This is a genomic window from Nonomuraea africana (genome assembly GCF_014873535.1).
Lineage (GTDB): Bacteria > Actinomycetota > Actinomycetes > Streptosporangiales > Streptosporangiaceae > Nonomuraea > Nonomuraea africana.
Map to the genome: position 1 here is coordinate 291049 of NZ_JADBEF010000001.1, position 24507 is coordinate 315555.

Below are 24507 nucleotides of genomic sequence, written 5' to 3' on the forward strand. Positions count from 1 at the left end.
AGAGTCCCCAGGTCGATGATCTGGGGACTCTTGTGGTGTGAATTACTTAAGCGCCGTGGCGCGGTCCAGCGGGGGCGGTGTCACCGTGGCGCTGCGCACGAGATACTCGCGGAATGCCTCGTAGTCACGGTTGCCGCGTACGGCGTCGGTGAAGCCGGTGAACGCGCTGAAGCCGTCGGCCCCGGTCAGGGTGTAGGCGAGACCTGCGACCCGGTAGCTCCGCCCAGTGTCCAGGGGCTGGTCGCCGATCAGGACGTCTGCGGGGTTCACCCGGTCACCGACCGGCCGGGATGCGTCGTAGGAGTAGCGGACGTTCCCGGAGACGGCCAGCGGGCCGAAGCGTACCGTGCCGTTGGGCTGGATCTGCCACTGCTGTTCCAGTGCCTGGTCCAGTTGGGCGCCGGTGACCGACACGGTGAGCACGGGATTGGCATACCCAAAGGCCGCGCGGGCTTCGCCGTACAGCACGATGCCGTCGCTGTCGGCTGGATTGGCGCCCTTCGCGTGGAGCAGGTCGCCGCGCAGGGAAGTCGAGCCCTTCTGCGGCGCGACGGCGACGACCGCGAGATCGGCGACGCCGCCGGGAGTCCGCTGGGAGTCCGCGAGCTGCGCGTCGGCGATGACGTTGCCCAGTGTGCTCTCACCGTCGGCGTCGCGGACCCGGGTGAGGTCACCGGTGATCGTGCTGACCGGCCGGGCGAAGGTCTGTGCGCCCTTCGCCACCCAGTGGTCGACGAGCTTCACCATCGCGGGGTCGGGGGGCACGTCGCGGGTGACCGGGTGGTTCACCGAGGTGGTGGCCGAACGGATGACGTCGCGGGTGCGCGGGTCGATCCGCAGGTTGATCTCGTTGATCAGCCGACCGTGGTTGGCAGCCTCCACCACCGGGCGGAGGTTGCCGTCAGGGTCCGGCACGGTGCAGTTGAACAGAGCGTGCCAGTGCCCGGAGACGATCGCGTCGATCTCCGGTGAGACCTGCCTGGCGAAGTCGAAGATCGGCCCCGTCGGGTTGGTGCACCGGTCGTAGATGTCTCCGGCGGTTCCGCCCTCGTGCACGTTGGCCACGATCGCCTCCACGCCGCGGCGCTTGAGTTCGGCGACGTATTTGTTCGCGGTCTCCACCAGAGGCAGGTTGTCCAGTGCCGGCTGGTAGGAGGTCGTGCCGGTGACAGTGGTGGGCGTGGTCAGGTTGATGAAGCCCACGGGGATCTGTCTGCCGCCCGACTTGACGTGCTTGATGACGTACGGCGGCAGCAGCGGCTTGGTCGAGCCCTTGAGGGTGACGTTGGCGGAGGAGATGGTGTAGACGGCGCCGCGGAAACGACGGCCGGTGGAGTCGGTGAAACAGCTGTCGACGTCGATCTGGCCGAAACAGTGCCCCTTGCCGATGTGGTTCTGGACGAAGTCAGCTGAGAGGTCGAATTCGTGGTTGCCGGCCGCGGTGAATTCCACGCCGATGCCGTTGAGGAACTCGACGGTCGGCTCCTCGGCGTGGAAGGAGACCTCGCTGGGCCAGCCGCTGAAGTCGTCGCCGGTGGTGAAGGTGATGGAGTTCTGGTGGCCGGAGCGCAGGTTCCGCAGATGGGTGGCGATGTACGGTGCTCCACCGACCACGATGCTGTTTCCCTGAGCGTCCTTGACCGTGCCGTCGGACGTGGTGTTGTGCGGTCGGATGTAGCCGTGGAAGTCGGTGATGGACAGTAGCTGGACGTCCACTGGAAGCTCGTGCGGTTGAGCCTGAGCCGTACCCGGCTGGGCCGCGGTTAATGCCGAGACGGCCAGCACTGCTGTCAATGCGATCCTGCGAGGGAAGAGGGGGTGCACGTATTCTCCTGATGTGACTTATTGGGGGGAGCACGCCATCTGATCAGTCGTCAGGGACGGCCTAGATACGAGTGACGGCTGAATGTGTGAATGCTGGAGAAACTGATGGGTCCGCTACGGGAACGACTGCCAGGTCAGCTGGGCGTCGTAGCGCCTGTGATCGGAAAGCAGGCCGGAGGAACTGTCGCCGGGGGTGCGGTACATGGTCGTCGCCTGGGCCGAGGGGGAGTGCCAGTACTCGGTCTGGTACACGACGTGGTCGAGTTTCACCGGCGTGTAGTCGGACTGACAGGAGACGTCGACCGGCGGTAGGGCGTTCGTGGGAACGCCGGGGACGCTGCAGAAGGTCCACGGGTTGGCGGCCATCCCCGCCTCCCGGTAGTGGAACTTCAGGGGAACCGTTCCGGGCAGCTGGAAATCGGAGAATCCGAAATAGCGGCGGCTGGGGGTGACCTGCGCGGCACGCTGCTGGACCTGCGGGTAGGAGGTGAAGGCCACTTCGTCGAGTCTCTGATTCAGGTCCCCTGCGACCAGAAGGGGGGCATAGTGTCCGTTGGCGTCCGGGATCATCATGTTCTCTTCGAGCCGGGCGCGGATCACGCTCGCCTGGCAGTGCCGGATGTCCTCCCCGGGCCAGGTCGCGGTCTTCGGCAGGCAGAACGAGGTCCAGCCGTCCACCATCCTGGCCGGGTCCACGACTCCGCCGATGGGATCCAGATGCGTGACGCAGACCTGGGAGTACTGGTTTCGCGCCGGTGACTGTTCGACCGGCAACCAGGTCTTCACGCAGAGCATCTTGTACTCGGCGCCGTCGCTGCGGATGAATCTCGGCAGGTCCCACACCTTCCGGTTGCTCGCGCCCAGGCGCGTCAGGATGGCCGACCCGACCGCCAGGTGGCAGGTGCCGGCGGCGTAGCAGGGCTCACTCGTCCCCTTGAGGCCCAGGCAGCGGGTGTACTTCAGGCTGTCGGCCTCGGCGTGGAAGTCCCATCCGCTGATCCGCCAGCCGTTGCCGTCAATGGGCTTCAGCATGTCCCGCAGGGCTTCGTACTGGTCGCGACAGACCTCGTTAAGCGTGATCACATCGGGTTGGACCTGCCGCGCGGTGGCGGCGATCGAGTTGACGACAGGACTCTTGGTGCCCTTCCACCACTCTCCACCGGCCAGGTTGAACTGCATGACCTTCGGTTTGACCGGTACGGCGGCGCGGGCCGGTGCGGGCTGCACGACCAGCACCGATAAGAGGGAAATAGCGATGAATACGATTAATCGGGGGGTTTTTGACATCGCGCATCGCCCTTCGGGGGGTAGGGAGACCGTTGATCAGGCTTTGCCGCCGGTGTTGGCGATACCCTCGATGATCTGTTTCTGCAGGATCGCGAAGATGACGATCACCGGCGCCGTGGCCATCAGCGAACCTGCCATGAGGGCGGGGTACTCGATGTTGTGCTGACCGCTGAGCGCTGCCAGGCCTGCCGAGAGGGGCATCATCTCGGGATCGGTGTTGACGATGAGCGGCCACATGAGGTCGTTCCACGACCACAGCAGGGTGAGCACGGCGAGCGCGATCAGCCCTGGTTTGCTCAGCGGCAGCAGGATGCGCCAGTACCTCTGTAGCGGTCCGCACCCGTCCAGCTCGGCCGCCTCGTCCAGCTCCCGGGGCAGGCCGGCGAAGAACTGGCGGAGCAGGAATGTGCCGAACGCGCTGAACATGCCCGGCACGATCAGAGCCTGGATCGTGTTGAGCCAGCCCAGCTTCTGCATGATGAGGAACTGGGGAATGACGAACAGCTGCGACGGCACCATCAGCACCACGAGGAACAGCCCGAAGAAGAACCGGCGTCCGGGAAACTCCAGGCGGGCGAAGGCGAAGGCCGCCAGCGAGCAGAAGATCAGCTGGGCGATGGTGCGCCCGCCCGCCATCAGCACGGTGTTGACGAACTGATGGCCGAGCGGCATCAACTCGAAGACCTTGGCGTAGCCCGACCAGTCCCACGGGGACGGCAGCACCGTCGGCGGGATGCGGACCGAGTCCTGGAAGGACTTGACCGAGGTCAGGGCCTGCCAGACGAAGGGGCCGACGACGACGAGGACACCCATGACGAGGACGGTGTAGGAGGCGGCCAGCACCCACCGGCGGCTATGCATAGTGAACCCATCTGCGCTGGATCCGGAACTGCACCGCGGTCAGTAACGCGATGACCACGAACAGGAGGAAGGCGATCGCCGCGCCGTACCCCGGGTCGTTCTTCACGAAGGACGTGGAGTAGAAGAGGTGAACGATCGTCTGGGCGGCCGGCAGCGCCGGGCTGCCCGGCGGCATCATCAGATAGACCAGATCGAACATCTGCAACGTGCCGATCACCGAAATGACGGAGACGAAGAAGATGGTCGGGCTGAGCATGGGCACGGTGATGGAGAGGAACTGGCGGACCGGGCCCGCCCCGTCGATGGCGGAGGCCTCGTAGAGCTGCTTGGGCACGTTCTGCAGCCCTGCCATCAGGATCACGAGGTTGTACCCGAAGGCCATCCACACCCCGATTACGGCGAGGGCGTAGGGGGCGGTGCGGGGATCGGACATCCACGACGGGCCGTCGACGCCGACCAGGGCGAGTAACTGGTTCAGCACGCCGAAGTCGCCGTTGTACAGGTACTGCCAGAGCATCGCGATCGCACTCGGCATGGTGACCACTGGCAGGAAGTACAGCGTCCGGAAGATCCCGCGGCCACGCAGCCTGCTCTGGTTGAGCAGGGCCGCGAACATGATGGCGACGGGGACGCCCAGGAGCACCAGAGCGGTGTAGACAAGGCTGTTGCGCAGGGCGGTCCAGACCTCCGCGTCCGCGAGGAGACGCTCGTAGTTGGCCAGGCCCGTCCACTCGCTGCCACCGAACGGCCCCCACTTGGTGAACCCGAAGTAGAACGTCTGCGCGATCGGCCACAGGTAGAAGAGCAGGAGGCCCAGACCCAGAGGGGCAATCATGACCAGGCCCCAGCGGGCCTCGCTGCGGCGGCGTACGGTGAACGCCCGCCGGCTCGGCGGGCCCTCCGAGCCGGAGGTGGAAGCCCTCCGGCTCGGCGGCGCCTTGACCGACGCGGGTGCCGTCATCACTTTTCCTGGGCGAGCGAGGCGTTCATCGTCGCCGCGAGGGCCTTGGCGGCCTCCTCGACGGTGACCTCGCCGGCCCAGGCCTTGGACAGGTGCTTCGGCTCCTCATCCATCCACCCGGCGGTGTTCTTGGAACTGGGGTAAGGGAAGGAGATCGAGAGCTGGTCGATGAAGATCTTCAGGTTGAACTGTGGTGCCGAGTCGATCCACGCCTGCTGCGTTCCGGCGTGGGCGGGAATGACAGCACCGGAGCGGCCGATGATGTCGGCGGCCTCTTTGGAGCCGAGAAAGCGGACGAACTTCCACGCTGCGTCCGCATGCTTCGACTTGGCGAACACCACGTTGGCGCCGCCGTGGGTGACGACCGCCCTGATCTTGCCGCCCGGCAGCGGGGCCACGTCGACCGTGTCCTTGGTGGCCGTGTTCTTGTTGAACCGGCCCGCGTACCAGCTGCCCGAGTAGTACATCGCGACCTTGCCGGACTCGAACATCTCGACGGGCTTGCTGTCGGTCATCTGCTGCTGGGTCGGAGACAGGCCGTCCTTGATGAGGTCGGTCCAGAGCTTCAGCCCCTCGATGGTGGCGGGCTGGTCGTAGCCGGACTTGGTGCCGTCCGGAGACAGGGCGTAGCCGCCGGCCTGGGCGATGGTGTTGTAGAAGGTGGCCTGGTTGTTGAGCTCCGCCGCGATCCCGTGGACGCTCTTGTCCGCCGCCGTCAGCTTCTTCGCCGCGGCCCGCAGGTCGTCCCAGGTCCACGACTCGTCCGGATATTTCAGGCCGGCCGCGTCGAAGAGCTTCTTGTTGTACCAGAGGCCGATCGTGTCAAAGTCCTTCGGCAACCCGAAGGACTTGCCCTCGTAGGTGTAGAGATCCACCAAGGACTTCGGGTACACCGACAGGTCCACCTTCTCGGCCGCGATCCTGTCGGCCAGCGGCATCAGCATCCCGTTGGAGGCGTACAGCTTGAAGTTCGGCCCGTTCATCCAGAAGACGTCGGGCGCAGCACCACCGGTCGCCGCCGCCTTGAGCTTGGCCCAGTACTCATCCCAGCCGGTGGCCTGAATCTTGATCTTGATGTTGGGGTTGTTCTTGCTGAACGCGGTCGCCGCCTGCTCCAGCGCGGGCTGCTGCTCGATGTCCCAGATGCCGTAGGAAAGTTCGATGGGACCGTCGCCGCCGGCATCATCTCCGCCGCAACCGCTGAGCACGGTGGCGGCGACCATGGCGCCGGTGATCAGGCACGACAAACGTCGGGCCATGGGGACCTCCAGGGGGGTGTACGCACCTGTCGCCGTAGGGCGGCGATGCCATCGACTTTCGATGGTCTGCTACGTAAGTATGGAGATCGTGGTCTTTACGTCAATAGATCCGTGCAAACTCGTCCTCTGAGTGCCGGCACGTCGGCTTCCCGCATCCCGTGATCGAGGAGGTACGGCAGTGCGCCGCCGTACCGGCTGTCCAGGTGATCCAGCGTGGCCAGCATCGTCTCTGGACGGGTCTGCTCGAAATGGGCACGAGCCATGTCGTCCGCGTCCTCCTCGAGCCCGAGATGGGCAGCACTGAGGGCGTAGTCCTCGGCGACGAGTGCGCGGGGCACCCCGGCGAGCGTCAGGGCGAGAGCCGTGACGATGCCCGTGCGATCGCGTCCGGAGTGACAGTGGAGGACCACCCCGCCCGGCGGGGCCTGGGCGATCGCCACAACGGCCGAGGCGACATGTGGGGCGAAGTCGTCGAGGATCACTCGATAGATCTCGGCGAGGTCGGCCCCCATGCCACCGTCAGCTGCTCGTGACCCTCCGACCGGATCAGCGCGCGCTCCCGGATACCTGGCAGGTCTCCGAGGTCGCGGGCGTTGCGGCAGCCTGGCCACGGCAGCGGTCGCCTCACCTGACACCTTCAGGAGAGCTGAGAGCGAGCAGGGGGTCGTCGGCCGAGAGCAGGAGCCGGTTCACGTGGTCGATGGCCAGGCAGGCGGCCCCGAGCACCACGCTGTCCTCGCCGAGGGTCGACAGCCGGATCTCGGGCATGCGCAGGCACAACGGCTCCAACGCCTGTCGCAGTGGCTGGAGCAGGACGTCACCTGAGCGGGAGAAACCGCCGCCCAGGACGACCAGTTCCGGGTCGAGGGAGAGGATCAGTGCCGCCGCTCCGACCGCGAGATCGGCCACGTACCGCCCGACGGCGTCGAGCGCCGCGGGGTCACCCGCACGAGCCGCCTCGAAGACCAGGCCCGCGATCTGGTCCGGCGGATGACCCGTGAACCCGGGACATCGTTCGAGGTGCTCTGCCATGTGCAGCCAGCGCACCGCCTCCAGCAGGCCGACCTCACCAGACGCGCCGCTGAAGCCCAGGTGGAGCTTGCCGTCGACGATCAGCGCGGCGCCGGGTCTGCGCCCCGCGTGCAGGTAGACGAGGTCGCGCACGTCGCGCGCCTCTCCGCGCCTCTGCTCGGCCAGGGCGGCGAGCTTGCTGTCGTTGGCGACGAGCACCAGTTGCCCGAACGTCTTGCGCAGGTGCCCTGCCAGGTCTACCCCCGCCCAGTCGGGAATCGAGTAGACCGTGGTCACCCGGCCCTGCCTATCCACCACGCCGACGGTGCCCGCCGCGACCGCCCAGATGTCCGCCACCGGCACGTTCGACATGGCCAGGCACGCCGCAATCGCCCGGTCCACGGCGGCCAGCCGTTCCTGCCGGGGGGTCTCCGCTCCCACGGCGGTCCGGCCGCTGGCGATCACCTCACCGTTCAGGTCCGTGATGGCCGCGAGCACCTTGTGCACGCCGATGTCCAGGCCGAGCACGTATCCGGCATCTGACCGGAATCGGTATCTGCGCGCCGGCCGGCCCATGACACCGGGAGCCGGCGGCACCTCGGTCACCCACCCCCGGCCCATCAGATCCGCTATCACCTCGTTGATCGAGGCCCGCGACAGGCCGGTGCGCCGCGCGAGTTCCGCGAGCGTGAGCGGCGGCGAACCGCGTAGCGCGTGCAGGCTGGCGAGCGAATTCAACTGGCGCAGCCTCTGGAGGTCGCCCCCGGCGCTTTCCATTCCATCACCTCTTGACTCCTTCGCCATGGCACTACTAATAATGCACTCCATTATTAGTGACCTTGACATGTCGGAGATGCGAGACAATGACTGTGAGCCTTGCTGTGATCGGTGCGGGGATGCGGGGACTCATCTACGCCAGGGAAGCGGTGAGGAGCGGACGTGGTCGGATCGTGGCCATCGCCGAACCTGACCTGGGACGCAGGCGAAGATTCGCCGCCGAGTTCGGCCTCGCCTCCGAAGACGTCTTCCATGACTGGGCTGACCTGGCCGGAGTCGGCAGGCTCGCCGACGCCGTCGTGATCGCGACCCAGGACCACCTGCACGTCGACCCCGCGGTGGCTTTCGCGGAGTTGGGTTACCACATTCTGGTGGAAAAGCCGATGGCGCCGACGGAGACCGACGCCCGGCGGATCGTCGCGGCTGTCCAGCGCCATTCGGTCGTCTTCGCCGTGGGACATGTTCTCCGTTATACGCCCTACACCCTGGCGTTGAAGGCCGTGATCGAGCAGGGCAGGATCGGCGACCTGGCGAGTGTCGAGCATCTCGAGCCGGTCGGCTGGTGGCACCAGGCGCATTCGTTCGTGCGTGGAGACTGGCGACGGGCCGACACCTCAGCACCCATGCTGCTGACCAAGTCCTGTCACGACATGGACTGGCTGCTGCACGTGATCGGCCTGCAGCCGGTTCGCGTAGCCTCCTTCGGAGGCCTGCTCCACTTCCGGCCGGAGAACCGCCCAGAGGGCGCAGGCGAGCGGTGCACCGGATGCGCCGTCGAGGCCGACTGTCCCTACTCGGCCACCCGCTTATACCTGGGCTGCCTGGGCGATCCGAACACCGAGTTCTGGCCTCTCAGCGCCGTCACCGCCGAACCGACGGCCGAGGCCGTTCTCCATGCGCTGGAGACCGGCCCCTATGGCCGGTGCGTCTACGACTGCGACAACGATGTGGTGGATCAGCAGGTGGTGATGCTGGAGTTCGAGGGCGGAGTCACCGCATCGTTCACCATGACGGCGTTCACACCGCTGGAGCATCGCAAAACCCGCCTTTTCGGCACCCACGGCTATCTCGAAGGGGACGGCATGACACTGCGGATCGTGGACTTCCGTACAGGCAAGGAGGAGTGGATCGACACGCGAACCGAAGCGGGGCCGTCGGCGGCGGACGGCCACGGGGGAGGAGACGCGGGCCTGACGGCGGCCTTCCTCCACGCCGTGACATCAGCAGACCAGACGCTGCTCGGGTGCGACCCACAGGAGGCGCTCGCGGGGCATCTGCTCGTCTGGGCCGCCGAGCGCGCTCGCGAGACCGGGACGGTACAGGCACTGTGAACTCCGCATCCCCCTTTGAAAGCCCCGCCGAGAGCCCGATCGGCGACCCGATGGGCGGCGCCGACACCGTGATCCCCCGGCCGGTCCTGATCACCACGGCCGAAGGCTGTTTCGTCCTCAGACATGACACCGTCATCGCCTCCGACCCGGCGTTCGAGCACGCGGTCCGCTGGTTGCGGGGCGCGCTCGGTCCCGCGATGCGGCTCACCCTGCTGCCAGGTCCGCGCGGTCCCGGAACGATCCAGCTCGTCCGTGCGGCGGATCTGGCCGAAGAGGCCTACCGTCTCCAGGTCACCTCCGGCGCCGTCCGGATCGAAGCGGGTGGCCCCGCAGGCGCCTTCTACGGTGCCCAAACCCTGCGCCAGTTACTCCCCCCCGAGGCCTTCCGCGCCGGACCGCTCGGGCATGGCCCGTGGTCCGTTCCGGCCGTGACCATCGCCGACGCGCCCCGCTTCGCCTGGCGCGGGGTGCTGATCGACGTCGCGAGGAGGTTCCTCCCCAAGAATGATCTGCTGCGTTACATCGACCTGCTGGCGATGCACAAACTGAACGTGTTGCACCTGCATCTCACCGACGACCAGGGCTGGCGTCTGGAGATCAAGCGCTTCCCCCGGCTCACCGAGGTCGGCGCGTGGCGCCGCGAGTCGAACGTGGGCGCAGCGGTCCACGAGAAGTACGACGGACGGCCACACGGCGGTTACTACACCCAGGACGACATCCGGGAGATCGTCGCCTACGCCGCAGATCGGTTCATCACGGTGGTGCCAGAGATCGACATGCCCGGTCACACCCAGGCCGCCATCGCCGCCTATCCCGAGCTCGGCAACCTCGACGAATCCCTGCCCGTCGGCACCAGCTGGGGTGTTATCGACAATGTTCTCAACGTCGAGGACCACACCATCGCCTTCTTCAAGGCGGTCCTCGACGAGGTGCTGGAACTCTTCCCCGGCGACTACGTCTGCATAGGCGGCGACGAGGTTCCGAAGGAACAGTGGCGCGACAGCCCAGCGGCGAAGGAACGGATGCGCGAGCTCGGGCTGCGAGACGAGGACGAGCTGCAGAGCTGGTTCGTCCGCCAGTTCACCGAGTACCTCATCGCGTGCGGGCGCAGGCCGTATGGCTGGGACGAGATCCTGGAAGGCGGCCTGCCACGCGGGACGACCGTGGCGTCGTGGCGGGGGACCTTCGGGGCCGTCACCGCCGCCAGGCTCGGGCACGATGTGGTGACCTGCCCGTTCACCGAAGTTTACCTTGACTTCCGGCAGTCCGGCGATCCGGCGGAGCCGGTGCCCATAGGCAGCATCATCAGTCTTGAAAGCGTCTACGGGTTCGAGCCCGTGCCGTCCGAACTCACCGAGGAGGAGTCGCGGCACATCCTCGGTGCGCAGGCGAACATCTGGACCGAGCACATCGACTCCGTGCGGCATCTCGACTACATGGCCTTCCCGAGGCTGGCGGCCTTCGCCGAGGTCGTATGGGGGCCGCGACGACGCGACTTCGCCGACTTTCGCAGACGCCTGCGATCCCACGAGCGCCGGCTCGAGGCTCTCGGCGTGGAGTTCAGACCCGAGAGCGGGCCTCGCCCGTGGCAGACCCGGCCCGACGCACCCGGCCTGGCTCGTGACTTCGCAGAGGTCAACGCGCGAGTCCAGGAGTGGACCGCGAACATCGTCGCTCGATACGGCTGGCCAAGAACCTGACCGACCTGTGACCCCAGGTACCGGCGCCTTTCCTCATGAGGCCGTAGAGAGCCGTCCGCGTCGCTCGGCGTGAGAACGGTAAAGGATGCCCGGCGGGGGTTGTCCCTCGTTCGTGTGCGACGCCAACGTAAGCATGTCGGGATCGGCGACGGCCCTCCCGACATCCTTGGGCAGGGTCTGCGGGAGGGCCGTGACTGGCGCACGGAGGCGCTGTGCTCACGGTAGGCAAGGATGCGCCGGAGGTCGAGCGCCGGTTGAAGGCTGGGCTGGTGGAGTGTCCGGGGTGCGGGGCGCGGCTGGCTCCGTGGGGGCATGCTCGGCAGCGGCAGGTGTTCGGCGAGGGGAAGATCGTCTGGCGGCTGATCTACGAGTACCGGCGAGCCGCCTAGCAATCAAGTAAAAGCCCAGGCTAGCGGCACTTCACTGGTTTCTGGCACCCCACAAGTCACTCGGTCGTCTTGCGGTCGGTGATCTGCTCGACGAAGTGGCGCTGGTCGGCGAGAAATCCGGGCGTGTACAAGCGTCGCGGGGCGAAGACGGCGGTGAGAGCCAGGCGCGGCTCGGAGTTCTCGACAGCGTTGTCGACCAGCGAGTGGGTGGCGTCGGGGTAGTGCCGCACCGTCAGGGAGGCAGTGGGCAGGATGCGCCGATAGGCGGCCTCGGTGTCGGACACGTCGACGTTGATGTCGTGCCCGGCCAGCACCAGGAGCGTGGGAGTGCCGCGCATGGCGCGCAGGTCCTCGCTCGCGTTGGAGCGGTAGTTCTTGGCGATGAACCGCCAGCGTTCGGCGGTCATGCCGTCGGTGTCGCCGACGGCGGTGCGGTACTCCTCGAAGGTCGCGTTCTGCCGCAGCATGCGCAGGCTCGCCTCGCGCCGTCGCAGCGCTGTTTGTTTCTCGTCCTGGGTGGCACCGTTCTTGCGCAGGTCGGCGAGGAGGTTGTAGCGCCCTTGCTGTTGCCAGTCGACGGCCGGTGAGACCGCGACGACGAACCGCACAGCGCGGTCGCGGGCTGCGACCTTGGGCAGCACCCACCCTGCCTGACTGGCTCCCCACAGACCGATTCGCCGACCGTCGATGTCGGGACGGGTGCGTGCCCAGGTGATCGCGGCGAGGGTCTCGTCGGCTCGGTCGTCCATGCTTTGGTCCAGCCAGTTTCCCTCGGAGGCGCCGATGCCGGGCTTGCTCAGGGAGAGCGAGGCGTAGCCGGCCTTAGCGAAGGACTCCCACAGGGGCCGGTAGAAGGTGTCGTGCGTGGCGTCGATGGGCCCGTCGCCGTGGACGAAGACCACCAGGCCGAAGGGGCCGTCGCCGCTCTCCGGCCGCGCGAGGACGCCGTCCAGCAACCGCCCGTCGTGGCGTACGGTGATGCGCTCCTCCCGCAACGCGTAGGTGTTCTGCCAGACCGCGACACCGCCGAGACTCGCGGCCACCAGCAGCACAGCGCCCAACGACCACACCAAGACGCGCCAGCGGCGCCAGGTACGCGTTGCCATCCTTCGACTCACACCCGCCCCTAACTATCATTACTGATACGCTCGTATCTAGAATGAGCGTAATACGGTGGATAGTGCAAATGGTCGAGCGTGCCGGCCCGCAACGCAGGAGGAATGCCGATGGACGCGACGAAGCCGGGGACCAGGCCGGGACATCCGGATGGCCCTGAGGTGTGCAGGGACGTGCCCGAGGGCAGTGAGTCACGTGTGGCCGCGCTGTACTGGCAGGCGTTCGGACGGAAGCTCGGCGCAGCCCTGAATCCGCCGGACAAGGCCCACGCCTTCCTCGCGGCCCATCTCCACCACGACCGGGGTGTGGCCGCCGTCGTCGACGGCGAGGTGGCAGGCGTGGCCGGCTACCAGCTCGGCGGACGCGGCCTGATGGGCGGCGACGCGGGCGACGTCCTGTCCGCCTACGGGACCTTGCGCGGCCTGCCCCGCCTGGCCCTCCTCGCCCTGATGGAACGGCGCCCCGCCGACGGCGAGCTCGTGATGGACGGCATCGCCGTCGCCCCCGAGCACCGGGGCAAAGGCGTCGGCAGCCTCCTGCTGCGCGAGATCGCGGCCGTGGCCGCCGAGCACTCCTGCCGGCGCATCCGCCTGGACGTCATCGACGTCAATCCGCGCGCCCGCGCCCTGTACGAACGGCACGGCTTCATCGCCGTACACACCGAGAAGACCCCGTACCTACGCAACCTGATGGGCTTCGGCGCCGTTACCACCATGCACCTCCCCGTCACGCCGGCCGTCTCGACGAACCGCAGGGAGGCTTGATGAGCACCCTCCGGAACACCCCGATGGGCACGCGTGCTGACGCGGGCAGCGCCGCCCCTGCGTCCGTCCCCACCCGCCTACTGGTGCACGCGCTGGTCCGCGAAGACGGCACCGTCGACGCCGGTGAGCTCTACACCGTCGCCGGCCTTCTCGGCATGAGCGACCAGCAGGTCCGCCTGTGCATCAAGCGGCTTGTCGCCGAGGGCCGCTTCAGCCACGAAGGCCGCGGACGCAAGGCCCTGTTGAGGGCGGTCGCCGACGCCACCGGCTCGCTCACCCCCAACGTCGCCTACGTCCGCCACGCCTACCGCCAAGACCTGGGGCTCGCAGCCTGGGACGGTGTCTGGCACCTGTTCGCCTTCGCCATCCCCGAGTCGAGCAGGACTTCCCGCGACGCCCTTCGCGACACCTTGCGCCACCTCGGCGCCGCTCCCATCCAGAGCGGCCTCTACGTCAGCGCCAACCGCATCGAAGAACTCGTCGAAGCCCAGGTCCGCCACCTCGACGTTGCCCACGCGGTCACCTGCCTCACCAGCACCGACCTGCGCATCGGGGGCCACGATGACCCGCCCGCCCTGGCCGCCGCCCTCTGGCCCCTGGACGACATCGCCGCCCGCCACGACCGCCTCGCCGAATTCGCCCGGGTCTGCCTCGACCGCCTCGCGCAGCCGGACACCCTCACCGGGTCCGAGCAGCTGACCATGGCCATCCAGCTCGCCGCGGCCTTCACCCACGCCATGGAACCAGATCCCCTCCTGCCCCCCGAACTCCTCCCACGGCCCTGGCCCGGCGCCCACGCCCGCCGGCTCACGGCCGCCTGCTGGACCGCACTCACCGAGGCCGACACCCACGCCACGACCGGGACCCCTGTCCCACGCCTGTTCGTCCAATACGAGGACCTACTCGCATCGATCCCGAGCGCCTGACCTGACACACGGCCGGCCGGTCACCAGAAGCCGCTGGCCACCTCCGGCGCCACGCATCCTGCAGATGCAGAACGGTCGCGCCGGGGGGGCGGCGTCGCCCACGATGATGGTCAGTTCTTGCATTCCTGCGCGCTCAGGCGCAACGTTGGCGCGTCGGCCTTTCTCGAAACCATCAACGGATGATCCGGGAAGGCACCCCCCTTCCCGGCAGATCCACAGGTTTCGATCATTGCTCGCGTTACACACGCAGACCACGATGAGCACTGGAGAGCCAGCTGCCACGGAAAGCGGGCACGGCTGGTTCGGAGGGGGCCGTCGAAAAAGGACCAGATCAACTGGCACCTCGTCGGCGGCCTACCCTACTTCACGTACGGATCGCGGGAGCCGGGAGGTGAAATCCCTCCCGGCCACCCGACAGGTCCAGGCGATCGAGGGGCCGCCGGTGGTCCAGGCGCAGTAGCGTTCGGACGGGTGGGATCAGGCGCTTGCTCGGCAACTGCGTGCGCTGACCCAGAACCCATCAAATCGCTACTGTGGCCTCATGCTGAAGGGTCGCGGCCCAGAGCGGAATCGCCTGGAGCGGATGCTTGCGAACGCCAGGGGAGGACGGAGCGGGGCGCTAGTGGTGCGGGGTGAAGCGGGGATCGGCAAGTCCGCCCTGCTCGACGACCTCGCGTCGGCTGCCGACGGGATGCGGGTACTGCGGGCAGTCGGCATCGAGTCCGAGGCCGAGCTTCCGTTCAGCGGCCTGCACCTGCTGCTGCATCCGTTCGCGGACCGGCTGGAGGTGTTGCCGAGTCAGCAGGCGGAGGTCATGCGGTCGGCGTTCGGGCTGGCGGAGGTGCCGGTGCGCGACCCGTTCCTCATCGGCGCTGCGACGCTCACCCTGCTCTCGGACCTGGCAGCGCAGCGACCGCTGGTGTGCCTGCTCGACGATGCCCAGTGGCTGGACCGGGCGTCCTCGGACGCGCTGTTCTTCGCGGCACGGCGGCTTCATGACGATCCGATCGCGATGGTTTTCGCGGTTCGGGACACCGTGCAGCCCTTCCCCACCCCTGGGATCGACGCCATGCGACTGGACGGGCTGGATCGCGCCTCCGCCACGGACCTGCTGGCGGAATGCGCGCCCGAGCTGACCGTCCCGGTGCGCGACAGGCTCCTGGACGAGGCGGGCGGCAACCCGCTGGCCCTGATTGAGCTGGCGCACGCGCTGCGGGACGGCCTCGTCGAGCAGGCAGGCCCCCTGCGGGTCACCGGCCGCATCATGGATGCCTTCCGGGCCCAGCTGGGGGAGCTGCCCGCGGCCACTCGCCTGCTCCTACTCCTGGCGGCGGCCGACGGTGCCGCCGAACTGGGCGTGATTCTGCGGGCGGGCGAGACTCTCGGGGCGTCCCCTGTTCACCTCGGCTCGGCTGAGGAGGCCCGTCTCGTCGTCACGTCCGGGGAGGAGATCAGGTTCCGTCATCCGCTCATTCGCGCGGTCGCCTACCAGAGCGCTCCCCACCACCAGCGCATCGCGGCACACAGAGCGCTGGCCGAGGCCATGTCAGCCGCAGAGGACGCCGACCGCAGGACCTGGCATCGGGCCGCCGCCGCCACCGGCCCCGATGAGGAGGTCGCGGGTGAGCTGGAACGCACCGCCGAACGCGCCCGACACCGTGGCGGGACGATGGCCGTCGCCTCGGCGTACGAGCGTGCCGCCCGGCTCAGCGCCGACCAGGAAGGCAAGGCCCAGCGAATCGTCCGCGCGGCGCGGTCGGCCTACGACGCGGGCCGCCCGGACTGGGCGACCCGGCTCGCGACCGAGGCCGCGGCCCTCACCGGTGAGCCCGGTGTCGTCGCCGAGGCGGCCTACGTGCGTGCGCAGGTCGAGTACGAACGTACCTCGCCGGCCGCCGACGCGGCTCTGGCGCTGGAGGGCGCCATGCTGATCACCCGGAGCGATCCGGAGCGGGCCGTGTCCATGCTGACTGAGGCGGTGTGGGCGGCTCGTGACGCCTGCGCTCACGATCTCCTACGGCGTAGTGTCACCCAGCTGGAGACCGTCCCGCTGCCTGCGGGCTCACCGCTCACACCGGTCACCGCGGCGCTGATCGGCTACGGAAAGCTCAGCGACGGGGACCCGGGCACGGCCGTCGCGCCGATGCGTGCGCTGGTCAAGGCCGTCCAGGCCGGAACCGTCCAGGACTTCGTGGAGCGGGTGATCGCCGGCTTCATGGGCTTGCTGATCGCCGACGACGAGGCGGCGACGGAGGTGCTGGAAACACTGGCCGCCGACGTCAGGGCGGCGGGGTCGCTCGGCTGGCTCCCCTACGTCCTGGAGCCCTTGGCGATCGGACGACTGCTGCGCGGTGACTTCCGCGGTGCCCAGGCCGACGTCGCCGAGGCCACCTCACTGGCGTCCGACATCGGCATGGACATGCAGGTGACCGTACTGAAGGCCATCTCGGTGTGGCTTGCCGCGGTGACAGGTGACGCCGACGAGTGCCGGGCGCTGGCCGGCGAGGTGCTGGAACACGCGGCACTGCACCCCACCAACGCGGCCCTGGCCTCGTGGGGCGTGGGCCTGCTCGACCTCGCCGACGGGCGTTGCGAGCAGGCGCTCGACCGGCTCGACGCGGTGTGCGCGGGACCCGCCCGGCACGATCTGCTCATCCGGGCCGTACCGGATCACGTGGAAGCCGCGGTGCGCTCCGGGCGCGCCGACCTCGCCCGGCGGCACCTGCCGACCTTGGCGGCGTGGGCCGAGCACAACGTGCTCGGCAGCGCGCTCGAGCTGCGCTGCCAGGCCATGCTCAGCGACGGAGAGCAGGCCGAGGAGCACTATCGCGCCGCGCTGGCCCTCATCCCCGGCCGGCCGTATGAGTTCGCGCGGACCAGGCTCGCCTACGGCGAATGGCTGCGCCGCCAGCGCCGCCGCTCCGAAGCCCGCGCCATCCTGGTCCAGGCGGAGGACGCCTTTGCCCGGCTCGGCGCGGCGCGGTGGGCCGAACGCGCCCGCGCCGAGCTGACGGTACTCGGCGACCGGCCGGTAGCCCGCGCCCAGGCCGATGACCCGCTCCAGCGGCTGACCCCGCAGGAACTCCAGGTCGTACGGCTGGCCGCGGCCGGGTACAGCAACCGGGAGATCGCGGCGCGGCTGTACCTCAGCCCGCGGACCGTGGGCCACCACCTCTACCGGGCCTACCCGAAGATCGGCGTGACCCGCCGGATGGAGCTCACACAGCTCGAGTTGTGAGCCCGTATCAGTCGACGTACTTACCCGCGGCCCGAGGCCGGACTGGCCTTGGACCGTGACAGGGTACGGCGTCGCCTTCGTCAACCGTCCTGATCAGCGGGTCTGCCCGTACGGTCATCCGGCCGATGCCCGCCCTGACGGTCCGCTCCTAGATTCGAACCATCGAACCCAACGGACGGAGAAGGTAATGCTTCTGGAGAACAAGACCGCGGTGATCTACGGCGGCGGCGGATCCATCGGCGGTGCGATGGCGCGGGCCTTCGCCGCAGAGGGAGCGAGAGTCTTCCTCGCCGGCCGTACCCCCGGCAAGCTCGACACCGTCGCAGCGGAGATCCGCCGCGACGGCGGCCTGGCCGAGACGGCGATCGTGGACGCCCTGGACGAGGCCGCCGTCAACGGCTGGGTCGACTCCATCGCGGCACAGGCCGGCAGCATCGACGTCTCGGTGAACCTCATCTCCCAGGACGCCCTGTTCGTCCCGCTACTCGACATGCCCGTCGCCGACTTCGGCCAGGCGATGGACAAGGTCGCGCGCTCGTTCCTGCTGACCGCCAAGGCCGCCGCCCGGCACATGGTCAAGCAGGGCTCGGGCGTCATCCTGCACTTCGGCGGCTCCCACCCCACCAACTCCACGCCAGGCCTGGGCACTGTGCAGATCGGCTGCGACCTGGTCGAGGCCATGCGCCGTCAGTGGGCCTGCGAACTCGGCCAGCACTCCGTCCGCGTCATCTCGATGCGGACCGGCGGGATCCCCGAGGGCATGCCCGACCTTCCTGAGATGGAGCCTTACAAGCAGAAGATGGTCGACGCCACCCTCCTCAAGAGGGCCGCGACCCTGGACGACGTCGGCCGGGTCGCTGTGTTCCTGGCCTCCGAGCACGCCAGGACCCTCACCTCCACGCAGGTGAACATGTCCTGCGGCGCCTTCGTCGACTGACACCGGAGAGGACCCCGAAATGAGCGATGCGGAATTCGGCAAGGCCGTGGAGGAAAACGTCCCCTTCCACTATCAGCCGATCGTGGCGATGCTGCGGCGGCTCGTGAGTGAGGAGGCGCCCGCAGCCCAAGAAGTGACCCTCTACGGATCTCCCGCGTGGAAGGGCGCCAAGGTGCTGGCCATCATCAGCGTCAGCAAGACCCATCTAACCTTCGCCTTCGAGCGCGGCGCCGAGTTCGACGACCCCCACGGCCTGCTGGCCGGAGTGGGGAAGAAGACACGGCACGTCAAGCTCAAGACCCTCGAATCGGCCGACCAGGACGCGTTGCGCCACTACATTCGCCAGGCCGTCGCACTGGACGCCCAGTAGACGTGCCAGCTCGTTTCCAGGAGCCGGCAGGCCATGCCCGGCATCGACCCCTCGTGGCTTGCAGGGTGCGGCGATCTTGTACCGCGTCCGCCGGCTGAGCTATCCGGCTCGGAGGTACTCGTTGATCGCTCCTCCGAGTACCTTGCGGCGTTCGATCCGGCCTTCCATCAGCACCACCAGCTCGTCGTGATCGGGTGGTCGTTGCCCGCGCGCCTGGCGAGGCCGATGGCCGTTGTAATGATCGATGTACTCGTCCGGGACCGCGCGCAGGTGGCGTTCGCCGTAGATCAGCAGGCGGTCGGTGCACTCGGCGCGCACCGTACGGATCCATCGCTCGGCATAACAGTTCGCCCGAGGTGTGCGCGGCGGCGTCTTCAGCACCGTGATCCCCACGGCGGCGAAAATGTCATCGAACACGGCGGTGAACTTGGCGTCCCGATCGCGCCCCGGGTCATGGATGCGTGGTGCGCACCGGCGGGTCCGCTGTGCTCGGTCCGTGCTCGTCCGCCCCGGAACGTACCGACATGTGTGCGCGGTTGTGCGGGCGAGCACTGCGCGAGCACGGCCGGGCGACGACCCGAGCATGGAGCACGCGCGCACCGCGCTCGGCCACATCCTGACCGACGGGCCACCCTGGTCTCGATCGCGTCGTACCCGCGGGCCTCCAGGGTGGTGGCGTCGAAGCCCAGCTCCGCGGCGGTCTGCCTGATCTCCTGCGGTGGGCCGAGGACGTGCTCGCCGCCCTCGGCCCACAGCTCCTGCACGGCCTTGCGGCGCAGCTCGGCGTCAGGCTCGATCCAGAGCGCCGATGTAGCGGTCCGCCAGGTCCTGCGCGTGCGTATCGGTCACTGCTTGTCCTCGATGTCGGTGTTCCTCCCCGATCCTGGAAAACCGCGTGCGCATCGACAATTCCTCACAGGGAACGGCGGACGTTCAGCCGCCCCGTGTGCAGGTACCGCGCCCGCTCGCCCTCGCCCAGGAACGCGACGGCCGAGTGAACTCCGCCCCTCGCCTGAGCGAACACGAACGTGTCCTGGCGCAGCCTGACCAGCTCGAACGTCTGCGACCCTCCGTGCGCCGCCATCGCGCCGAGCGGCGTGACCGTCACCCACAGCCGTCCCTCGTCGTCGCCGGCCACCTCCCAGGCCATCACGTCCGACACGTACCGTCCGGCGTAGCGCTCGACCACGAAGGGCAACGGCGGGTCGGGAGGCGTCGGGGGCGCGGGCGGGACGACCCCGGCGATGCGGCTGAGCACGGGGGCGACCAGCTCGGCCACCAGCGGGTCGGGGTCGCCGCCGTTGGTCAGCAGCACCGCGGCCACGCCCGCCTCCGGCACCAGCTTGAGCACCGCGGCCTGGCCCGGGGTCGAGCCGTCGTGCCCGACGACCGTGCCGCCCGCCCACTCTTGCAGCTCCCAGCCGAGGCCCCAGCGCGACGGCCTGCCGAGGTCGGGCAGCGTGACCTGCGGCTCCCGCATCATCCTGGCCAGCCGGGCGGGCAGCACTCCTGCGCCGTCGGACAGATGGGCGCGGGCGAAGGTCAGCAGGTCGCGGGCGGTCATGGCCAGGCTCGACCCCGCCGGATCGTTCGAGCGCATCAGCGACCACGTCGGGACGGGCTCGCCGCCCGCGTGGCCGACCGCCGTGCTGTACAGGATGGCCTCGTCGGCGCTGGTGGCCGTGCGGGTCAGGCCCAGCGGACCGATCAGGTGGGTGCGCAGCGCCTGGTTGTACGGCACGCCGCGCAGCACCTCGACGACCCGGCCGAGCACGACGTATCCGGCGTTGTTGTACGACCAGACCGCCCCAGGTGGCGACAGCCGAGGCACCTCGCCGAGCAGCGCGACCAGCTTCTCGATCGCATCGTCGCCCCTGCCGGTGTCGACGAACACGTCGCCCTCGAACCCGCCCGTGTGCGCCAGCAACTGCCTGATCGTCACCGGGTCGGGCAGCGCGAGCCCGGGCAGCACCGACTGCGCGCTCTGGTCGAGGTCGAGCCGCCCCTCGTCGACGAGCTGCATCACCAGCGTCGCCGTCCAGGCCTTGGCGACCGAGCCGATCTGGAACAGCGAACCGGTCGTGGCGGGGTGGCCCGTACGGGAGTTGAGCACGCCGGTCGCGGCCTCGGCCACCTCGTCGCCGGCGGCGAAGGCGACGACCGCCCCCGTGATGCCGTGCGCCTCGGCCAGCGTTTCGAGGTCGGTTCGCAGGTCGGGCAGGTCGAGGCTCATGCGGACGCTCCGAAGGTCGGGTCGATGCGGTAACCGGCGGGGGGCTCCGCGCCGATCAGGTGGCGGGTGAGGAAGTCCCACTGGCGGCGCAGCACGTGCGCCTCGGCGTGCAGATAGCCGTGGGCGGCGTTGGGCACCATGAGCATCTCGAAGTCGGCGTCGGCCTCGATCAGCGCGTTGACCAGGCGCAACGACAGGGCCGGGTGGCAGTTGTCGTCCATCTCGCCGAAGACGATCAGCAGCTTGCCGGTGAGCGCGCCGGCGTGCGGCAGCATCGAGCCCTCGGCGTAGTCCCTCGGCGGCGGCCCCTGGTAGGTCTCGCCCCAGATCGCGTAGTAACCGTCGTGCTCGTAGTCGCCGGCGGAGGCGACCCCCACGCGGAAGAAGTCGGGGTACGTCAGCAGCGCCCTGGTCGTGGCCGCGCCGCCGCCCGAGTGCCCCGTGACGCCGACCCGCTCCAGGTCGAGGTAGGGTCGTTCGGCCGCCAGCTGGGTGATCGCGGCGACGTGGTCCCCCAGCCCCACCGACACGGCGGGGTCGCCGTAGGAGACCTCCTGGAAGGCCTTCCCCCTGTACGGCGTGCCGCGCCCGTCGAGCACCACGACCGCCATGCCGAGCGCCGCCAGCGAAGGCGCGCCGCCCGCGGGGTCGAGCAGCCAGGGGTCGAGCGTGTAGCCGCGCAGCGTCGTGCGCAGCTGCCGGGGGATCTGCGGCCCGTTGTAGATCGAGTCGAGGATCGGGTACCGCTTCGAGGGATCGAAGTCGGAGGGAAGGAACAGCAGGCCGTGCACGTCGGTGACGCCGTCGGCGGCCTTGGCGGTGAACCGCTCGGGCGCCCGCCAGCCCGCCTTCTCCAGCGCGGACAGCTCGGCCCGCTCCAGCTCCATGACGACCGCGCCCGTCGCGTCGCGCAGCACGCTGACGCTCGGCGTGCCCGGTGTGGCGTAGGTGTCGACCAGCCAGCGGCCGTCGGGGGAGACGTGCGCCTGGTGGTCGGCGTCCTCGGGGGTGAGCACGGTGACGCCGCCGCCGTCGAGGTCCGCGCGGCACAGCCTGCGGTCGTAGGGGTTCGAGCCGTGCCCGCCGGACAGGAACAGCACCTCCCTGGCGGCCCAGTCGACTCTGAGCAGTTCGCGGACGAGCCACTCGCCCTCGGTCACCGGGTTCTTGAGCTCGCCACCCTTGTACAGGTAGAGGTGGCCCCATCCGGAGCGGTCGGAGTACCACAGCACCTCGTCGCCGCCGGTGCGCACGAGGGGGTGCTCGACGATGGTCGGGGCGGTGCTCATGATCGTGTCGGTGTGCTCCTCCATGAGTATCTCGGCCCGTCCGGTCCTGGCGTCGGCGCGGTAGAGGATGGCGCCCCTGTGGCCGCGCGTGCCGTACAGGATCCACAGCGTGTCGTTGTCCTCCCACCAGATCCGGCCCAGGTTGAGCGGGGCGTCGTGGGTGAAGGGCAGCGGCTCGACGGCCAGGTCGACCCGCTCGCCCGTCTCCGCGTCGAAGATCGCGTGGGTGAAGGTGGGCAGGGGGTCGCCGGGCATCTCGTAGTGCATCGTGTGCGCCAGCGGGCGCCCGCCGCCCGGCGGGCACGACTGGGTGATCGTCAGCGTGGGCACGTGCCGCTGGTCGACGCGGTGGGTGACGAACCTGCGCCCGTCGGGGGCCCAGGCCAGCAGCGGCGGCGTGGTCATCCCCTGCTGGGTGGCCACGATCGGCAACCGGTTCTGGTCGCTCGGCAGGCCGTAGGCGTGGCCTGGCTCGCCGTCGTGGGTGAGCGGCCTGCCGTTGACCAGGAGGTCGCCGTCCGCGGCGGTCACCGTGTAGCGGCCGTCGGGCGAGGTCTGGGCGCCGGTGACCTCGGGAGGCAGGGTGGGTTCGGCCGCGGCGGCGGGCGCCTCCCGCGTCTCTACCCGTTCCTTTCTGTCCGGAAATATCCGGACATAGGTGGGGCCTTCGGGGCTGCTCGCCTCGTACCAGAAGGAGTCCTCCTCCCAGACGGGTGTCACGGCCGAGCGGTGCACCAGCTTCGCCTCCTGGGAGACGTGCAGCGCCTCGGCGCGGCGATAGGCGTCGATCATCGGGTTTCTCCGATCGCGTGGTCGATGAGGGCGTCGAGATCGCCCATGAGGGTTTTGTGGATGGTCGCGATGAACCACGACCCGAGGGCCGCGGGGACGAGCAGCAACAGCAGCGCGCCCCGCAGGTCGAGGAAGGTCGTCGCCAGGGCCAGCAGGCCGGCGCCGATCAGGCCGCCGCACGCGATGACCAATCCCATCGCGGCCATGGCGTGCGACCTGTCGGCCGGCCGGACGACCGACAGGGCGCCAATGAACAGGCAGGGCCCGATCACCGCCAGCAGCGCCTGACCCAGCGCGAGCAGGGCGAGCAGCACCCAGAGGCCTGGCGCGAGCGCCGACAGGCCGAAGGCCGCCGCCGACGTGGCGAGCGCGCCGCCCGCCAGCGCCATGAACCGCGCGGGCCCGGCCCGGTAGGCCGCCTCCGCCCTGCCCCCGAACACGGCCAAGGCCACGATCGACGCCGCGGCGGCCGCGCTGGTGAACAGCCCGCGCTGGCCGGGCGTCAGCGCGAACTCCTGCTCCAGGAGCGTCGAGACCACCACCGCGTACGGCGCGGCCAGCGCCCCGATCGCGGTGAACCCGACGCACGTCCTGCGGATCGTCGGGATGCGCCCGACGCGCAGCACCGTGGCCGCGAAACCGTTCCGCTCCTCGCCCGCGCCGGTCACGGCCGCGCCGGACCTGGCCTGGAGCTCGGCGACGTCCCACCGGCCCAGGACGGGCTCACGCAGCCGCAGCGCGTACAGGCAGGCCACCAGCGACAGCGCGCCCAGCGTCGCGAACACCGCCCGCCAGTCCATGCCGAGCCACGACACCAGCCCCGCGATGACCAGAGGCGCCAGGATGCCTGCCAGCGGCGACGACGCCGAGTACAGCGACATCACCCGCATCCTGGCGGGCGGAGGGTAGGCGTCCACCAGCAGCGGCGGGTGCAGCACCGCCACCGTGCCCGTGGTGGCCCCGTTGACCAGCATGAGCGCGGCCAGCGAGACCGGACCCACGACCGAACCGGTGAACAGCGTGGTCAGGCTCCAGGCGAACCCGGTGCCGACCGCGAGCCGTACCCGGTGGGGATAACGGCGCAGCAGCGCCGCCACCGCGATGGGGGCCAGCCCCGCCGCCACGCCCTGGACGGCGACGATCCCCGACAGGGAGCCGACGTCCATCCCGAGCGACGCGGCGACCTCCGGCGCGAGCACGCCGAACACCTGGGACTGGAAGTTGTCCACGACGGCCAGCACCGTCAGCGCGACCATGAAGGACAGGCCGACGCCGTGCTCCCTGAGCGTGCGCAGCAGCGGGGCGGTGTCGCCCCTCCTGCCGGTCACGCCCAGGACCGCGCGGGCGTCCTGCCTGCTCAGCGGGTCGTCCTCGGCTGATAGATCGTTCACGCATCCGAGGATCACGCGCCGCCGAGGGGCGGCACGAGCCCCCGATGGGAT

General features: G+C 69.1%; 20 protein-coding genes. 8 read left to right on the top strand and 12 right to left on the bottom strand.

Features of this window, described 5'->3' with window-relative positions; genetic code table 11:
* Positions 1-42 precede the first annotated feature (42 nt).
* The 7 genes from H4W81_RS49115 to H4W81_RS01315 form a co-directional block, all read right to left on the bottom strand.
* On the bottom strand, positions 43-1716 hold the full coding sequence (locus H4W81_RS49115) for a bifunctional metallophosphatase/5'-nucleotidase (protein ID WP_318781449.1): 1674 nt from the start codon (positions 1714-1716) through the stop codon (positions 43-45).
* A gap of 222 nt (positions 1717-1938) precedes the next feature.
* The gene (locus H4W81_RS01290) at positions 1939-3111 is read right to left on the bottom strand and encodes an endonuclease/exonuclease/phosphatase family protein (protein WP_192773099.1); all 1173 of its coding nucleotides are present in this window, start codon (positions 3109-3111) and stop codon (positions 1939-1941) included.
* Between the two features lie 36 nt (positions 3112-3147).
* Entirely contained in the window at positions 3148-3972 is an 825-nt protein-coding gene (locus H4W81_RS01295; RefSeq protein WP_192773100.1) for a carbohydrate ABC transporter permease, read from the bottom strand.
* Entirely contained in the window at positions 3965-4933 is a 969-nt protein-coding gene (locus tag H4W81_RS01300; RefSeq protein WP_225958388.1) for a carbohydrate ABC transporter permease, read from the bottom strand. Before H4W81_RS01300 ends, H4W81_RS01295 begins: the two co-directional genes overlap by 8 nt.
* Positions 4933-6192 (bottom strand): ABC transporter substrate-binding protein, encoded by a 1260-nt coding sequence (locus H4W81_RS01305; protein WP_192773101.1) that lies wholly within the window; start codon positions 6190-6192, stop codon positions 4933-4935. Before H4W81_RS01305 ends, H4W81_RS01300 begins: the two co-directional genes overlap by 1 nt.
* A gap of 95 nt (positions 6193-6287) precedes the next feature.
* A complete protein-coding gene (locus H4W81_RS01310) occupies positions 6288-6827 on the bottom strand; it encodes a tyrosine-protein phosphatase (protein ID WP_318781451.1) in 540 nt (179 codons plus the stop codon).
* Positions 6817-7980: an ROK family transcriptional regulator gene (locus H4W81_RS01315; RefSeq protein WP_192773103.1), complete on the bottom strand. Its 1164-nt coding sequence runs from the start codon at positions 7978-7980 to the stop codon at positions 6817-6819. The genes H4W81_RS01310 and H4W81_RS01315 overlap by 11 nt, the downstream gene beginning before the upstream one ends.
* An 86-nt stretch (positions 7981-8066) precedes the next feature.
* Here H4W81_RS01315 and H4W81_RS01320 point away from each other — a divergent pair, with 86 nt between their 5' ends.
* From H4W81_RS01320 to H4W81_RS01330, 3 genes are all read left to right on the top strand, one after another.
* The gene (locus tag H4W81_RS01320; RefSeq protein ID WP_192773104.1) at positions 8067-9311 is read left to right on the top strand and encodes a Gfo/Idh/MocA family protein; all 1245 of its coding nucleotides are present in this window, start codon (positions 8067-8069) and stop codon (positions 9309-9311) included.
* Between the two features lie 50 nt (positions 9312-9361).
* The gene (locus H4W81_RS01325) at positions 9362-11011 is read left to right on the top strand and encodes a beta-N-acetylhexosaminidase (RefSeq protein ID WP_192780537.1); all 1650 of its coding nucleotides are present in this window, start codon (positions 9362-9364) and stop codon (positions 11009-11011) included.
* Positions 11012-11223: 212 nt separating this feature from the next.
* Positions 11224-11400: a hypothetical protein gene (locus tag H4W81_RS01330; RefSeq protein WP_192773105.1), complete on the top strand. Its 177-nt coding sequence runs from the start codon at positions 11224-11226 to the stop codon at positions 11398-11400.
* 56 nt (positions 11401-11456) lie between these two features.
* Here H4W81_RS01330 and H4W81_RS01335 read toward each other — a convergent pair whose 3' ends face one another.
* On the bottom strand, positions 11457-12470 hold the full coding sequence (locus H4W81_RS01335) for an alpha/beta hydrolase family protein (protein ID WP_420538737.1): 1014 nt from the start codon (positions 12468-12470) through the stop codon (positions 11457-11459).
* 156 nt (positions 12471-12626) lie between these two features.
* Between H4W81_RS01335 and H4W81_RS01340 the strand changes: the two genes are divergently transcribed.
* The 5 genes from H4W81_RS01340 to H4W81_RS01360 all read left to right on the top strand — a co-directional run bounded on the left by H4W81_RS01340 (position 12627) and on the right by H4W81_RS01360 (position 18751).
* Complete coding sequence (locus H4W81_RS01340) at positions 12627-13280, top strand: GNAT family N-acetyltransferase (RefSeq protein ID WP_192773107.1); 654 nt, start codon at positions 12627-12629, stop codon at positions 13278-13280.
* Complete coding sequence (locus tag H4W81_RS01345; protein WP_225958390.1) at positions 13280-14206, top strand: PaaX family transcriptional regulator C-terminal domain-containing protein; 927 nt, start codon at positions 13280-13282, stop codon at positions 14204-14206. Before H4W81_RS01340 ends, H4W81_RS01345 begins: the two co-directional genes overlap by 1 nt.
* Before the next feature lie 541 nt (positions 14207-14747).
* Positions 14748-17444 (top strand): ATP-binding protein, encoded by a 2697-nt coding sequence (locus tag H4W81_RS01350; RefSeq protein ID WP_192773108.1) that lies wholly within the window; start codon positions 14748-14750, stop codon positions 17442-17444.
* Positions 17445-17631: 187 nt separating this feature from the next.
* Complete coding sequence (locus H4W81_RS01355) at positions 17632-18381, top strand: SDR family NAD(P)-dependent oxidoreductase (RefSeq protein ID WP_192773109.1); 750 nt, start codon at positions 17632-17634, stop codon at positions 18379-18381.
* A gap of 19 nt (positions 18382-18400) precedes the next feature.
* Positions 18401-18751, top strand: a complete 351-nt coding sequence (locus H4W81_RS01360; RefSeq protein WP_192773110.1) for a DUF1801 domain-containing protein — start codon at positions 18401-18403, stop codon at positions 18749-18751.
* A 99-nt stretch (positions 18752-18850) separates the two neighbouring features.
* Here H4W81_RS01360 and H4W81_RS01365 read toward each other — a convergent pair whose 3' ends face one another.
* The 4 genes from H4W81_RS01365 to H4W81_RS01380 form a co-directional block, all read right to left on the bottom strand.
* Positions 18851-19168: an integrase core domain-containing protein gene (locus H4W81_RS01365; RefSeq protein ID WP_318781453.1), complete on the bottom strand. Its 318-nt coding sequence runs from the start codon at positions 19166-19168 to the stop codon at positions 18851-18853.
* A gap of 496 nt (positions 19169-19664) precedes the next feature.
* Positions 19665-20984, bottom strand: a complete 1320-nt coding sequence (locus H4W81_RS01370; RefSeq protein ID WP_192773111.1) for a serine hydrolase domain-containing protein — start codon at positions 20982-20984, stop codon at positions 19665-19667.
* Positions 20981-23065, bottom strand: a complete 2085-nt coding sequence (locus H4W81_RS01375) for a S9 family peptidase (RefSeq protein WP_192773112.1) — start codon at positions 23063-23065, stop codon at positions 20981-20983. The genes H4W81_RS01370 and H4W81_RS01375 overlap by 4 nt, the downstream gene beginning before the upstream one ends.
* A complete protein-coding gene (locus H4W81_RS01380; protein WP_192773113.1) occupies positions 23062-24456 on the bottom strand; it encodes an MFS transporter in 1395 nt (464 codons plus the stop codon). The genes H4W81_RS01375 and H4W81_RS01380 overlap by 4 nt, the downstream gene beginning before the upstream one ends.
* Between the last annotated feature and the right edge of the window lie 51 nt (positions 24457-24507).